This is a genomic window from Amycolatopsis sp. CA-211722, from assembly GCF_056828465.1.
Window position 1 is genome coordinate 8,554,587 of record NZ_CP184752.1, and the last position, 14,935, is coordinate 8,569,521.

General features: G+C 69.2%; 10 protein-coding genes. 4 read left to right on the forward strand and 6 right to left on the reverse strand.

The genetic code is table 11. The features are described 5' to 3' along the window. Positions 1–41 precede the first annotated feature (41 nt). Positions 42–1,313 carry a class I SAM-dependent methyltransferase gene (locus tag ACOCEP_RS39205; protein WP_482334993.1) on the forward strand — a complete coding sequence of 424 codons (1,272 nt, stop codon included), beginning with the start codon at positions 42–44 and terminating at the stop codon, positions 1,311–1,313. Beyond that, a complete protein-coding gene (locus tag ACOCEP_RS39210; protein WP_482334994.1) occupies positions 1,313–2,098 on the forward strand; it encodes a DUF1295 domain-containing protein in 786 nt (261 codons plus the stop codon). The genes ACOCEP_RS39205 and ACOCEP_RS39210 overlap by 1 nt, the downstream gene beginning before the upstream one ends. Here the strand turns inward: ACOCEP_RS39210 and ACOCEP_RS39215 are convergent. After that, a complete protein-coding gene (locus tag ACOCEP_RS39215) occupies positions 2,085–2,594 on the reverse strand; it encodes a DinB family protein (protein ID WP_016335940.1) in 510 nt (169 codons plus the stop codon). The two genes, ACOCEP_RS39210 and ACOCEP_RS39215, sit on opposite strands and share 14 nt — an antisense overlap. A 224-nt stretch (positions 2,595–2,818) precedes the next feature. On the opposite strand from ACOCEP_RS39215, the gene ACOCEP_RS39220 reads away from it, so the two are divergent. After that, positions 2,819–4,123 carry a wax ester/triacylglycerol synthase family O-acyltransferase gene (locus ACOCEP_RS39220; RefSeq protein ID WP_482334995.1) on the forward strand — a complete coding sequence of 435 codons (1,305 nt, stop codon included), beginning with the start codon at positions 2,819–2,821 and terminating at the stop codon, positions 4,121–4,123. 75 nt (positions 4,124–4,198) lie between these two features. Here ACOCEP_RS39220 and ACOCEP_RS39225 read toward each other — a convergent pair whose 3' ends face one another. Further along, entirely contained in the window at positions 4,199–5,590 is a 1,392-nt protein-coding gene (locus tag ACOCEP_RS39225; RefSeq protein WP_482334996.1) for a class II 3-deoxy-7-phosphoheptulonate synthase, read from the reverse strand. A 79-nt stretch (positions 5,591–5,669) separates the two neighbouring features. Beyond that, positions 5,670–6,602 (reverse strand): trypsin-like serine peptidase, encoded by a 933-nt coding sequence (locus ACOCEP_RS39230; protein ID WP_482334997.1) that lies wholly within the window; start codon positions 6,600–6,602, stop codon positions 5,670–5,672. 114 nt (positions 6,603–6,716) lie between these two features. On the opposite strand from ACOCEP_RS39230, the gene ACOCEP_RS39235 reads away from it, so the two are divergent. Continuing rightward, positions 6,717–7,154 (forward strand): hypothetical protein, encoded by a 438-nt coding sequence (locus ACOCEP_RS39235; RefSeq protein ID WP_482334998.1) that lies wholly within the window; start codon positions 6,717–6,719, stop codon positions 7,152–7,154. On the opposite strand, the gene ACOCEP_RS39240 is transcribed toward ACOCEP_RS39235, so the two are convergent. From ACOCEP_RS39240 to gltB, 3 genes are all read right to left on the reverse strand, one after another. Further along, positions 7,155–8,549, reverse strand: coding sequence for an alpha/beta hydrolase (locus tag ACOCEP_RS39240; protein WP_482334999.1), 1,395 nt, complete (start codon positions 8,547–8,549; stop codon positions 7,155–7,157). It abuts the gene before it with no gap. A gap of 173 nt (positions 8,550–8,722) precedes the next feature. Then, positions 8,723–10,231: a glutamate synthase subunit beta gene (locus tag ACOCEP_RS39245; protein WP_482335000.1), complete on the reverse strand. Its 1,509-nt coding sequence runs from the start codon at positions 10,229–10,231 to the stop codon at positions 8,723–8,725. Further along, positions 10,224–14,792: a glutamate synthase large subunit gene (gene gltB, locus ACOCEP_RS39250; RefSeq protein ID WP_482335001.1), complete on the reverse strand. Its 4,569-nt coding sequence runs from the start codon at positions 14,790–14,792 to the stop codon at positions 10,224–10,226. The genes ACOCEP_RS39245 and gltB overlap by 8 nt, the downstream gene beginning before the upstream one ends. Positions 14,793–14,935: the final 143 nt, after the last annotated feature.

A 14,935-nucleotide genomic window follows, 5' to 3' on the forward strand; every position in this document is an offset into this window, starting at 1 on the left:
ATCCGACCCATCCCTTTCCGGTCCGGGAGCGAATGACGACTATGCCGAACAGTCCCGTGTCCCGCCTAGTCCCTTTCGTCGAGCGGCTTCTCGGCGGCTCCCTGCCGGTCGGTCTGCGTACCTGGGACGGCGTACACGCCGGTCCGCCGGATGCCCCGACCGTGGTGCTCCGCAACCGGCGCGCGCTGCGCCGTCTTCTCTATTCCCCCGGCGAATTGGGCCTGGCCAGGGCCTACGTCTCGGGTGATCTCGACGTCGAAGGCGACCTCGCCGACGGATTCCGCCGGATCTGGGCGCTGACCCGTTCGGGTGCCGTGCGCGGTGCGAAGCTCGGCCCGCGCGACTGGGCCGAGGCCTTGCGTCTCGCCGTGAGCCTCGGTGTCGTCGGGCCGCCGCCCAAGCCGCCCGCCGAGGAGGCCCGGCTGTCCGGGAAGCTGCACACGCTGCTTCGCGACAAGTCGGCGATCGCGCACCACTACGACCTCAGCAACGCCTTCTACCAGCTGTTGATGGACGAATCGATGGCCTACTCGTCGGCGTACTGGACGTCCGAGGAGGAGGGTTACGACCTCGAACAGGCGCAGTGGGACAAGCTCGAACTGATCTGCCGCAAGCTCGGCCTGCGCCCCGGGATGCGGCTGCTCGACGTCGGCTGCGGCTGGGGCTCGCTCCTGGTGCACGCGGCGAAACATCACGGTGTGACCGCCGTCGGGATCACGCTGTCGGCGGAGCAGCTGCAGCACGTCCGCGGCCGCCTCGTCCAGCACGATCTGGAGGATCGCGTCGAGGTCCGGCGGCAGGACTATCGCGAACTGCGTGACGAGCCCTTCGACGCCGTCGCCTCCATCGAGATGGGTGAGCACGTCGGCGAGGAGAACTACCCGGAGTACACGCGGACGCTGTACCGGATGCTCAAGCCCACCGGACGGCTGGTCCTGCAGCAGATGTCCCGCGGCGCGGTGGCGCCCGGCGGCGGCGCCTTCATCGAGCGCTACATCGCCCCCGACATGACGATGCGGCCGCTGAGCCGCACGCTCGGGCATCTGGAGACCGCCGGGTTCGAGATCCGCGACGTCCACGCGTTGCGAGAGCACTACGTGCGCACGGTCCGGGCCTGGGAGAAGACGCTCGAAAGCAACTGGGACGACGTCGTCGCGCTGATCGGCGAATCCGGCGCGCGGGTCTGGCGGCTGTACCTGGTCGGCGGGGCGCTCGCGTTCGAGGAGAACCGGATGGGCGTGGACCAGATCCTCGCGGTCCGGTCGTCGGAAGAGGGCTTGAGCGCGCTGCCCGCCACCCGGGAGTGGTCCTGATGCCGCTCGGCGGAACACTCGCGATCACGGCGGGCGCGACGCTGCTGGCCTTCGTCGTCACCTTCGGCATCGCGCGGTGGCGGAAGCGATACGACACCGTCGACACGCTGTGGGGGCCGGGCTTCGCGCTCGTCGCGCTGGTCGCGGCCCCGCTCGGGGACGGGTCGGTCGCGCTGCGCGTGGTCACCGCGCTGCTGACCGCGATCTGGGGCGTACGCCTCGGCGTCCACCTCCACCTGCGCAACCACAACCTGCCCGAAGACCCGCGTTATGTGCGGATGGCCGAGAGCGCCGGGGAGAATCCGGCGCTCAAGCTCTTCGTCCGCGTGTACCTGGTCCAGGCCGTGGTGCTCTGGTTCGTCTCGCTGCCGGTCCAGTTCGCGATGTACGGCGACACCTTCGGGGTGACGGCATGGCTCGGTGTCGCCGTGTGGCTGGTGGGCTTCGGGTTCGAGACGATCGGCGACGAGCAGCTGCGGCGTTTCAAGGCCGACCCGGGCAACAAGGGGAAGGTGCTCGACAGCGGGCTGTGGCGCTACACCCGGCATCCGAACTATTTCGGTGACGCGTGCGTGTGGTGGGGCCTGTATCTGCTGGCGTGTTCGAGCTGGGTGGGGGCGGCGACCGTGCTCTCGCCGATCGCGATGACGTACACGCTGGCCAAGGGGACCGGAAAACCTTTGCTGGAGAAGGGTTTGCGGCGTTCACGGCCGGGATACGCGACGTACGTCGAGCGGACCAGCGGGTTCTTCCCGCTGCCCCCTCGCAAACTCACTCCCCGGTGAGACCGTCCGTCAGCTCGCGCAGCAGATCGAGGTGGCCGGCGTGCCTGCCGGTCTCCTCGATCATGTGCGCGACCACGAACCGGACGTTGACCTTGCGATCACCGCGGAAGGGGACCTCGTCGTCCAGCCCCATCGCCTCGACGATCTTACGGCTGCGCTCGCACTCGGCCTCGTAGGCGGCGATCAGCTGCTCGATCGGGGTCTGCATGGCGACCCGGAACTCGGCGTCCGGATCGGCCTCCAGCGCCTCCTTCCAGACGTCCTCCTGCCCGTTGAGCACCACGTTGAACCAGTACTGCTCGACCAGGGTCAGATGCCCGAGCAGACCGGCGACGGTGGTCAGTTCGCTGGGGACGAGCGGCCGCCGGGCCTGCTCGTCGGTGAGGCCGGAGCACTTCCACACGACCGTGGCGCGGAGGAAGTCGAGGAAGCCGTTCAGCTGTGTGCGCTCGTCGCCGGTGAGCGGCGGTTCGGGACGCTTCGGTTCGTCGGTCATGGTCGTGCAGTCTGCCGGTTTCCTCGGATGATCCGCTAACGAGTTACCCCGGGACGAACTGTCCACCATCTGTCGCAGAGCGGTGGTCCATGTCCGACCGCGATCCCATCGTTCGAGTGAAACCGGCGGTAGTTAGCGCCGAGGAAACATGACGACCACCCGCCCGTCATGTCAGGCTGGTGCAGTTGTGCACATCGCCGCCGGAGTACCGAGAAAGGTCACTGATGTCAGGCCTGCAGCTGAGCGCACTCGATGTCGCTTTCCTTTGCCTGGAAAGCGAAACGACGCCCATGCACATGGGGGCGGTGGTCACCTTCCGCCCGCACGGGCAGGTGCACGCGCGCGAGCTGACCGCGCTGCTCGCCGAACGCGCGTCCCGGCTCCCCAAGCTGCGCCAGCGTCCTCGCACCGCACTGTTCCCGCCCGGCGCCGCCACCTGGGCCGAGGACCCGGATTTCGTTGCCAGTGAACATATTTCACATCACCACCTGAGCTCCCTGTACGAACCGGACCCGCTCTCCGCCTATGCCTCGCGCTGGATGGGACGGCCGCTCGACACCGGAAAACCGTTGTGGGACTTGCATCTCGTCACCGGCCTGCCGGACGGCGAATTCGCGTTGCTGCTGAAACTGCACCACGCCCTCACCGACGGGGCCGGCGCGTACGCCGTCGCCGTGGGCCTGCTCGACGAACTCCCCCGCGCGCCGAGGCGTCCGCACAGCGGGACCGGGCCGCCCGCGCCTCGCTCCCCTGTGGACGCTGTCAAGGAAGCCGTCGGCTCGACGCTGGCCCAGGCAGGCATCGCGTCCTCGGTCGTCCGCGCGACCCGTTCGCCGCTGTCGCCGATCAGCGCGCCGCCGTCGACCGAACGACGGCTCGGCCTCGTCCGCCTGGACACCGCCGAGATCCGGCGGATCCGCCGGGCCCACGGCGGGACCGCCAACGACGTCGTGCTGGCGATCCTCAGCGGCGCGCTGCGCGACTGGATGATCAACCGCGGCCAGCGCGCCGACGACCGGACGCTGCGGGCGCTCATCCCGGTCAGCGTGCGCGGGCGATCCGCCGAGCAGCTCGGCGGGAACAAGCTGTCCGGTTACCTCTGCGATCTGCCGGTGGGTCTCGACGACCCGGTCGAGCGGCTGCTGGCCGTCCAGCGCGAAATGAGCCGGAACAAGGCGGCGGGCCCGGCCCGGGGAGCGGGCGCGTTCCCGCTGCTCGCCGACCGGATGCCGCCGATGCTGCACCGGCTCGGCTCGAAGGCCGCCGGGCTGGCCGCGCCGCTGCTGTTCGACCTCGTGGTCACCACGGTGCCGGTGCCGCCCAACCGGCTCACCCTGGACGGGTCGAAGGTCTCGGGTGTCTACCCGTTCGTCCCGCTGGCGCCTCGGCAGGCGATCGGGATCGCGGTGGCGACCTATCGCGACTCGGTCCACATCGGACTTCAGGCGAACGGGGCGGCGGTCTCGGACGTGGGTTCGCTGCGGGACGGGGTGCTCAAGTCCGCTTCGCGCCTGCTGGACACCGCCTAGCGAATGCTATGAACGGGCCGTTCCTTGCAAATTTTGCAAGGAACGGCCCGTTCATAGCGCGCGTAACGGGGCAGGTCAGCCGCGCAGCATCTCCGCGACCAGGAACGCCAGCTCCAGCGACTGCTGAGTGTTCAACCGCGGGTCGCAAGCCGTCTCGTACCGGCCCGAAAGGTCCAGATCCGAGATCTCCTGCGCGCCGCCGAGGCATTCCGTGACGTCCTCGCCGGTCAGCTCGACGTGGATGCCACCCGGGTACGTGCCGAGCTTGCGGTGCACCTCGAAGAAACCTTGCACCTCGTCCACGATCCGGTCGAAGTGCCGGGTCTTGTAGCCGGTCGAAGACTCGTGCGTGTTGCCGTGCATCGGGTCGCACTGCCAGATGACCTTGTGCCCGGACGCTTCGACCTTCTCGACGATCCCGGGCAGCACCTCGCGGACCTTGCCGTTGCCCATCCGGGCGATCAGCGTAAGCCTGCCGGGCTCGTTGCGCGGGTCGAGCCGCCGGACGTACTCGACGGCCTGCTCGGGCGTGGTCGTCGGGCCGATCTTGAGACCGATCGGGTTGGCCAGCAGTTCGGCGAAGGCGATGTGCGCGCCATCGAGCTGCCGCGTCCGCTCGCCGACCCACAGGAAGTGCGACGACAGGTTGTACAGCTTGGGGTTCGCCGCGTCCGCGCGGTCCATCCGCAGCATGGAGCGCTCGTAGTCCAGCAGGAGCGCCTCGTGGCTGGCGAAGATCTCGGTGGACTGGAGCGAGGTGTCGGTGACGCCGCAGGCCGACATGAACCGCAGGCCGCGGTCGATCTCCGAGGCCAGCGCCTCGTAGCGCTCGCTGGCGGGCGAGGACTTCACGAAGTCCTTGTTCCAGTCGTGCACCTGGTGCAGGTCCGCCATGCCGGCGCCGGTGAGCGCGCGGACGAGGTTCATCGCGGCGCCCGCGTTCGCGTAGGCGCGGATCATCCGGCCGGGGTCGGGCACGCGGAGTTCGGGCTTGGCGACGAGCGAGTTGATGATGTCGCCGCGGTACACCGGCAGGCCGAGCGCGTCGGTGGACGCCGAACGCGGCTTCGCGTACTGGCCGGCGATCCGGCCGACCTTCACCACCGGGAGGCTCGCGCCGTAGGTCAGGACGACGGCCATCTGCAGCAGGGTGCGCAGGTTGGCGCGGATGTGCGGCTCGGTGTTCGACTCGAACGTCTCCGCGCAGTCGCCGCCCTGAAGCAGGAACGCCTCGCCGCGGGCGACCATGGCGAGCCGGTCGGAAAGGCGGTCGATCTCGGCGGGAACGGTGATCGGCGGCACGCTCTCCAGCACACCGCGCACGCGCTTCGTCAGCTCGGCGTCCGGCCATTCGGGCTGCTGCGCGGCGGGCCGGGAAAGCGCGTCGTCGAGCCGGTCACGCAGCTCGGGAGGCAGAGGAGGCAGTTCGGGGAGCGTGTCGACGGGAACGTCCACTGTCCAGTTCACAGGCACCAGGATATGCCGCGCCGAAAGCCGCCCGCCCACCGGGACGAAAGTCCCAAGGAATGGGCGGGCGACCGGTTGATCAGGCGGCCTGCGCCTTGTTGTAGAGATTCTGCGCGTCCGTGCCGAAGTACGGACCGAACATGTAGCCGGGCAGGAAGTTGTAGCCGAAGCTGTTCACCGAGGCCTGGACACCCGCACCGGTCGCCTCGCTGAAGTTGAGGAACCACGGGCCGCCGCTCGAACCACCGGTCATGTTGCAGTTCATCCCGTGGTCCTTGGTGAGCAGGAAGTCGGTGAACGTGCTCCCGCTGCAGTAGATCAGCTTCGAGCCGTCGTACGGCGCCGCCGCCGGGTACCCGAACGTGTACATCGACTGGTTGCGCGCCTGGTTGAACGCGATCCCCTGCGCGCCGACGACGTCGGTCAGCTTCTGCCCGTTGAGCGGGTTGACCACGGCCGCGCCGATGTCGTAGTTCATGTCCTCGCTCGCTTCCCACTGCGGAGTGGTCAGCGTGCTCTTCGCGGCCCACGTGCCGTACGGCGTGTTGCCGTTGTCGTAGCCGGGAGCGAAGGTCCAGTTGGTGTGCCAGGCGCCCTGGTACTTCACGCAGTGCCCGGCGGTGATCACGACACTGCCGTTCGTGCTGGTGACCGCGTCACCGGAGCACGACGCGTTCCGCCCGCCCATGGTGAAGAACACCCGCCCCGCGGTCTGGACGACCTTGCCCGCCCCGGTCCACGCGCCCCCGCCGTTGGGGATGCTCTGGATGATCGTGCTCGTGCCCTTCGCGACGTCCTTCGGGGTGAAGGCGGGCGCCTGGACCAGCTGTTCGATCGGCACCGCCGACCGCATCCGCTCCGGGGTCCAGTAGGCCGCGACCGCTTGCGCGCCGGTCGCTGCCTGATGCTGGACCGGCCCGGCGTGCGCGGGACTCGCGACGGCGGCCAGCCCCGTCACCGCCAGCCCGACGAGCGCCGCCAGGATCCCCGTCCGGGAAGCCGTCCTCTTCATGGCGTACCACCTTTCGCCACCGGTGAATTGCCGTATGACTTGCACGACATTTCGAAAGTATTTGTCCTGCTACCGGGCGTACAAGCGGCCGTTCGGCCCAACTACGGCGAAGGGATGGGCGGGTTAACCTTGCTCGTGGGGATATCGGTGGACGGCTTCGCCCGGCTGGGCACGCACGTGGTGGCTCCCGTCGCCTGGATGCTTCTGGCACCGATCACGATCGTCCTCGGCGACGGAAGTGGCCTGGCCTGGCCGTCGCTGCTGGCGCTGGTCGGGTCGGCACTCGTGGTTCTCGCCGTGGGGTGGTTGATCGAGCGGGGCTCCGGATTCAGGATCTCGCCGCACACATCGCCCGAATCCGCCGCGGTCACCGTGATGGTGTTCGCCCTCGGGCCGGCGATGCTGCTCGGCGGTCTGCTGGTGGCCTGGGTGTGCTGGGCGCGCGTCAAGCTGGGCGAAGACACCTTCGCCGAAGCCGCCGCCGGGATCCTGCTGGGGATCCTGGTCGGCGGCCTCGGCTGGATCGGTTCGCTCGTCTTCCTGTTCTCCTGATCAAGCCGGGCAGTGCGTATCGGCGGCCGGACGGGCACCGTCGCGCAGATAACGGACGACGAAATCGTTGCCGCAGGCGTTGCCCATGGTGAAGACGCCGTGCCCGCCGGCGTCCACGGTGACGAACCTCGCCCGGCCGCCCAGCGCCGACCGCACCTCGCGGGCTCCGACGAGCGGCGTCGCCGGGTCACGGAGGTTCTGCACCAGCAGGATGTTCGACGGTCCGCGGTCGTGGATCCGCACCGGCGGCTCCCGGCGTTCGACCGGCCAGAACGCGCACGGGGTGACGTTCGCGGCCGCGGGGCCGAACGACGGATGCGTCACGCGGGCGCGTTCGACCGCTTTTTGGTAGTAGTGAACGCTTTCCGGCCAGTCGGAGTCGTTGCAGAGCACCTGGAGCTGGAGCGCGGCGTGATTGTCGCCGTCGAGCGGCCCGTCATGGGCCTCCGCCGACGGAGCGGTCCACCGCTCGGCGAGACCGGGGAAGTTCGCGTCGTCGTACAGCGCTGCCCAGGTGTCGGTACGGACTCCTGGGCGCTTTTCGGCCAGCTCGAAGAACTTCGCCGTCACCTCGGCCGGTGTCCGCCCGAGGTGGTAGACGTCGTCCCGCGCCGCCGCCCAGGCCGTGAAGTCACCGAAGCGGTCATCGAAACCGTCCGCGAAACGCTGATGCGCCCGGACGTCCAGTCCGTCGGGACCGACCAGGCTGTCCAGCACGATCCGGTCCGTGCGCGCGGGGAACATCGACGAATACGCCGCTCCCAGGTAACTCCCGTACGACACGCCGTAGTACGAGATCTTCCGCTCCCCCAGCGCTTCACGGATCCGGTCCAGGTCACGCGCGGTGTTGGCGGTGGTCATGTGCGGCAGGAGATCCGCGGTCTTCGACCGGGCGCATTGCTTCGCCACCGCGCGGGACTTCGCCGCCTTCTCGGTGACATCACGTGGGCCCTCCGCGTACGGGCCGACGAGGATGAACTTCTGCTCCTCGCTCAGGTCACAGGTCACCGGTGTGCTGTAGGTGGTCCCACGCGGGTCGAAACCGATGACGTCGTAGCTGTCGAGCAGGCCGGACTGCCCCTGTCGCCGTGCGAGCTGCGCGGGCATCGCCAGGCCGGGGCTCCCCGGGCCGCCGGGGTTCATCAGCAGCACGCCGCGCCGCTTCGGCGATTCGCTCGCCTTGCGGGAAATGGTGAGCTCGATGGTCCGGCCGCCGGGGTCGGCGTAGTCCAGCGGCACCTGGAGTTTCGCGCATTCGAGGCCCTCGGTCGGTGAGGGTGTCATGCCGTAATCCGGGCAAGGAGACGTCCACCTTAGCGCCGGAGCCGCATCGGCGGTCGCCGGGACGGCTACGGCCAGGGGCAGGAAAGCCAGTATCGCCAACGTTTTTCTCATGCGGCGAGCTTGGCGCCGCCTGCCGCTCCACCGCGTCGGACCTTGGGCTGATCCGGGACCTCCGCCTTGGGTGGGGGTCTCACCCTGCCGTTCGTCGACCCCCGGGTGTCAGGAAAGGGTCGTTCAGGACGAAAAACGTCTTGAACGACCCTTTCCTGACATCTCCAGCAGGCTCACACCACCGCGAGCGGCAACGCCGTCGGGTGCACCGGAGCGGGCAGGTCCGAAGCGCCGGTGAGGTACGCGTCGACGGCACTCGCCACCGAACGTCCCTCGGCGATCGCCCACACCACGAGCGAGGCACCGCGGTGCGCGTCGCCGCAGACGAACACACCGGGCGAGGAGGTCTGCCAGTCCGCGCCGCACGAGAGCGTGCCGCGTTTGGTCAGCGAAAGCCCGAGACCATCCAGCAGCGGCATGTGCTCGACACCCTCGAACCCGATCGCGAGCAGCACGAGGTCGGCGGGCAGCTCCTCGACCTCGTCGTCGACCGGGGTCACCATGCGCTTGCCGGTCTCGGGGTCCTTGACCACGCGGACCTGCCGGAGCTCGACGGCACGCACGTTGCCCTCGTCGTCGCCGAGGAACCGGGTGACCGCGACGGCGAACTTGCGCTCGCCCGCCTCTTCGTGCGCGGGGTAGGTGCGCAGGACGTACGGCCACGTCGGCCACGGCGACCGCTCGTCGTCCCTTGTGGACGGTGGCGTCGGGTACTGGTCCAGCTGGGTCACCGAAAGCGCGCCCTGCCGGGTCGCGGTGCCGTAGGAGTCGGCACCGGTGTCACCGCCGCCGATGATGACGACGTGCTTGCCCGCCGCGTCGACCGGCGACGGGCCGTCGCCCTCGACGTACTTGTTGGCCGGGACCAGATGTTCCATCGCCAGGTGGATCCCGGCCAGCTCACGGCCGGGCGTGGTCTTGTCGTCGCGGCCGCGCAGCGCGCCCACGGCGAGGACCACCGCGTCGTAGCCCGCCCGCAGTTCCTCGACGGTCAGGTCGACGCCGACCTCGCAGCCGGTGACGAACTTCGTGCCCTCCTTGCGGAGCTGCGCGAGCCGCCGGTCGAGGACCTTCTTCTCCATCTTGAACTCGGGGATGCCGTACCGCAGGAGGCCACCGAGCCGGTCGTCCCGTTCGTAGACGGTCACTTCGTGGCCGGCGCGCGTCAGCTGCTGGGCGGCCGCGAGCCCGGCCGGGCCGGAACCGACGACCGCGACCCGCTGCCCCGACGACACGGCCGAGACCTGCGGCTGCACGTAGCCCGCTTCCCAGGACTGGTCGGCGATCGTCTGCTCGACCCGCTTGATCGACACCGGACCGCCGGACAGCGGCGAGATCGACAGGACACAGCCCGCCTCGCACGGCGCGGGGCACAGCTTCCCGGTGAACTCGGGGAAGTTGTTGGTCGCGTGCAGCCGGTCGCTCGCCGCGGCCCAGTCGCCGCGGCGCACCAGGTCGTTCCACTCCGGGATCAGGTTGCCCAGCGGGCAGCCGGAACCACCGGAGTGACAGAACGGGATGCCGCAGTCCATGCACCGCGAAGCCTGCTTGCGCACCTGTTCGTTGCGCTCGGCCGGCTCCACGTCGGCGTACACCTCGCCCCAGGTGGCGAGACGCTCCTGCTTGGACTTCTTCTTCGGCTCTTCACGGTCGTACTTCAGGAAACCCGTCGGATCAGCCACGAGCGGCCTCCATGATCGCTTCGTCGACGTCGCGGCCCGCGGCACGCGCCGCCTTCGCCGCGTCAAGGACACGCTGGTAGTCGCGGGGCATCACCTTGGTGAACGCCGCCGAGCGACGCGGCCAGTCGCCCAGCAGCGACGCGGCCACGGCCGAACGTGTGAGGTCGTAGTGCTTCTGCACGGTCTTCTTGAGCCAGGCCAGATCCTCGGACGACGGCGTCTGGAGGTTCACCATCTCCTCGTTGACCTTGCCGCGATCCAGGTCGAGCACGTAGGCCTCGCCGCCGGACATCCCCGCCGCGAGGTTGCGCCCGGTCGGGCCGAGCACCACGGCCTGCCCGCCGGTCATGTACTCGAAGGCGTGGTCGCCGACGCCCTCGGCGACGACCACGGCACCGGAGTTGCGCACGCAGAACCGTTCGCCGACCTGGCCGCGCAGGAACATCTCGCCGCCGGTGGCGCCGTACGCGAGCGTGTTCCCGGCGATGGTCTGGCCCTCCGCGGCGAACTTCGCGTCCGGATGCGGGCGCACGACGATCCGCCCGCCCGAAAGGCCCTTGCCGACGTAGTCGTTCGCGTCGCCGACCATGTCGAGCGTGATACCGCGCGGCAGGAACGCGCCGAGCGACTGTCCGGCGGAACCGGTCAGCAGCACGTGGACCGTGTCCTCGGGCAGCCCCTCGCCGCCGTAGCGGCGGGTGATCTCGGAACCGAGCAGGGTGCCGACGGTCCGGTTCACGTTCCGCACCGGCAGCTCCAGGCGCACCGGATGCGCGTCCTCCAGCGCCGCCTCGGCGAGCTGGATCAGCGTCCGGTCGAGCGCGTGCTCCAGGCCGTGGTCCTGCGTCCGCGTGCGCCGCTTCGCCCCGCCGTACGGGGTCTCGGCCGGCATCTCGAAGATCGGCGCGAGGTCGAGGCCGGAGGCCTTCCAGTGCTCGACCGCTTCGTCGGTGTTCAGCATTTCGGCGTGCCCGACGGCTTCGTCCAAGGTGCGGAAACCGAGCGCCGCCAACGTTTCCCGGACCTCTTCGGCGACGAACCGGAAGTAGTTCACGACGTGGTCGGCCTGCCCGGTGTACCGCTTGCGCAGATCCGGGCTCTGGGTCGCGACGCCGACCGGGCAGGTGTCGAGGTGGCAGACGCGCATCATGACGCAGCCTTCGACGATCAGCGGCGCCGTCGCGAAGCCGTACTCCTCCGCGCCGAGCAGCGCGGCGATGACGACGTCCTTGCCGGTTTTCATCGCGCCGTCGACCTGCACGGTGATCCGGTCGCGCAAACCGTTGAGCAGCAACGTCTGCTGTGTCTCGGCGAGGCCGATCTCCCAGGGCGTGCCCGCGTGCTTGAGCGAGTTCATCGGGGAGGCGCCGGTGCCGCCGTCGTGGCCGGAGATCAGCACGACGTCGGCGTGCGCCTTGGACACACCGGCCGCGACCGTGCCGACGCCGAGCGAGGACACCAGCTTCACGTGGATGCGGGCGTTCTCGTTGGCGTTCTTGAGGTCGTGGATCAGCTGGGCCAGATCCTCGATCGAGTAGATGTCGTGGTGCGGCGGCGGCGAAATGAGCCCGACGCCCGGCGTCGAGTGCCGCGTGCGCGCGATCCACGGGTACACCTTGTTGGGCGGCAGCTGCCCGCCCTCCCCCGGCTTCGCGCCCTGCGCCATCTTGATCTGGATGTCGTCGGCGTTGACGAGGTATTCGCTCGTGACACCGAAGCGACCGCTCGCGACCTGCTTGATCGCGCTGCGCCGCGCCGGGTCGTAGAGCCGCTCGGGGTCTTCCCCGCCCTCGCCGGTGTTCGACCGGCCGCCGATGCGGTTCATCGCGATGGCGAGCGTTTCGTGCGCCTCGGCCGAAATCGAGCCGTAGGACATCGCGCCGGTGTTGAAGCGCTTGAAGATCGCCTCGACGGGCTCGACCTCGTCCAGCGGGACGGGCTCGCGAGCGCCCTCGCGGAAGGAGAACAGCCCGCGCAACGCGCCACCCTGGCGGTACAGGCGATGCACCTCGTCGGAGTACTTCTTGTACACCTCTTCCCGGCCGGTCTTCGTCGCGTGCTGCAACAGGAAGACGGTCTCGGGGGTGAACAGGTGCAGCTCGCCCTCGCGGCGGTACGCGTACTCACCGCCGGTCTCGAGTCCACGGTGGACACGGTCGGTCGGGTTGTCCGGGTACGCCCGGCGATGCCGTGTGGCGACCTCTTCGGCGAGCACGGTCAGCCCGACGCCGCCGAGCTTCGACGACGTCCCGGTGAAGTACTCGTCGAGCAGATCCTGGGCCAGGCCGAAGGATTCGAAGACCTGCGCCGCGGTGTACGCGCCGACGGTCGAGATGCCCATCTTCGACATGATCTTCAGGACGCCCTTCACGAGCGCCTTGACGTAGTTGCGGACCGCCTTGGCGGGCTCGATACCGGTGATCGCGCCGGTCGAGATCATGTCCTCGATGGTCTCGAAGGCCAGGTACGGGTTCACCGCGGCGGCGCCGTAGCCGAGCAGCAGCGCGATGTGGTGCACCTCGCGGGCGTCACCGGTCTCGACGACGAGCGCGACACGCAGCCTTTCCTTGGTGCGCACCAGATGGTGGTGCACCGCGGACACGAGCAGCAGCGACGGGATCGGCGCCATGCGGTGGTCGGAGTCGCGATCGGACAGGACGAGCGTGCGCGCGCCCGCCTCGATCGCCTCGGAGGCCTCGCGCCGGACCCGCTCGATCGCGGACGCCAGCGCGTCGGCACCACCGTCCACTTCGTACAGTCCGGAAAGGACACTGCAGGCGAAGCCGGGGAGGTCGCCGTCGTCGTTGATGTGGATCAGCTTGGCGAGTTCGTCGTTGTCGATCACCGGGTACGGCAGCTGCACGTGGCGGCAGGAGGCCGGGCCGGGGGCGAGCAGGTTCCGCTCGGGACCCATGATCCGGCTCATCGAGGTGACGAGTTCTTCGCGGATCGCGTCCAGTGGCGGGTTGGTGACCTGCGCGAAGTTCTGCTTGAAGTAGTCGTAGAGCAGCCGGGACCGCTGCGACAGCACCGCGGGCGGGGTGTCGGAACCCATCGAGCCGATCGGCTCGGCGGCCTTGACCGCCATCGGCGCGAGGAGGATCTTCAGCTCTTCTTCGGTGTAGCCGAAGGAAAGCTGACGCCGCAGCACGGAATCGTGGCTCTGCACGATGTGGTCGCGGTCCGGGAGGTCGGCGATCTGCAGGAGACCGGCGTGCAGCCAGCCCTCGTACGGGAGTTGCTTCGCCAGCTCCGATTTGACCTCTTCGTCGTCGACGATCCGGCCGGCTTCGGTGTCCACCAGGAACATACGGCCGGGCTTGAGGCGGCCCTTGGCCACGACGTCCGCGGGGTCGACGTCGAGCACGCCCGCCTCGCTGGCCAGCACGACCCGGTCGTCCGCGGTGCGCCACCATCGGGCGGGGCGCAGGCCGTTGCGGTCCAGGACCGCGCCGACGAGCGTGCCGTCGGTGAAGGTGACGCAGGCCGGGCCGTCCCACGGTTCCATGAGACTGGCGTGGAACTGGTAGAACGCACGACGCTGGGCGTTCATCCCGGTGTGGTTCTCCCACGCCTCGGGGATCATCATCAGCACCGCGTGCGGCAGCGACCGGCCGCCGAGGTGCAGCAGCTCCAGGACCTCGTCGAAGGAGGCGGAGTCCGACGCGTCGGCCGAGCAGATCGGGTACAGGCGGGTGAGGTCGCCGGGGATGAGATCCGATTCGAGCAGCGCCTCACGGGCACGCATGCGGTTGCGGTTGCCCCGGATGGTGTTGATCTCGCCGTTGTGGGCGACGAACCGGAACGGATGCGCCAGCGGCCAGGACGGGAAGGTGTTGGTGGAGAACCGGGAGTGCACGAGCGCGATGGCGCTGGCGAGCCGGGTGTCGGTCAGGTCGGCGAAGAAGAGCGGGAGCTGCTCGGGGGTCAGCATTCCCTTGTAGACGATGGTCCGCGAGGACAGCGACGGGAAGTAGGTGCCGCAGCCCGCGGTCACACTCTCGTTCTCGACGCGCTTGCGGAGACAGAAGGCCAGGCGGTCCAGCTCGAGCCCGGAGGGACATCGCCCGTCGGCTTCGGCGCCCGCGACGAACAGCATCGCGAAATGCGGCATGACCGAACGCGCGGTCGGGCCGATGTCGGCGCGGTCGGCGTCGACCGGGACCTCACGCCAGCCGAGGACGTCGAGGCCCTCTTCACCGGCGATCCGCTCGATCAGGGCGATGGCCTTGTTCCGCTCCTCGATGTCCGAGGGCAGGAACCCGATGCCGGTCGCGTAGGCCTGGTGACCGTCGGCGTCCGCCTCGGGCAGGGGGAAGTCCACTTCGGCCCGCAGCAGCTCGTCCGGGAGCTGCAGCAGGATGCCCGCGCCGTCACCACTGGTCGGCTCCGCGCCGGCGGCACCGCGGTGGTCGAGGTTCGTCAGCGCGGACAGGCCGTCGGTGACGATGCCGTGCGAACGGCGCCCGCGGACGTCGGCCACCATGGCCACACCGCAGGAGTCCTGTTCGGATTCGGGATCGTAGAGACCCTGTTTGCCTGGAATGGCGGAGAAGATCATGAAGGGACCTCCTTCGTCGTCTGTGCTCAGCGGCCGGGCGGGGCCGGCCGGGGGAATGCGCACGGGACGACGATGGCCCGTTCGTTAGCGCGACTTTAACACCTGTGAAACACGTCGGCATCAGTTCGGCGGGCGCGAAAGCC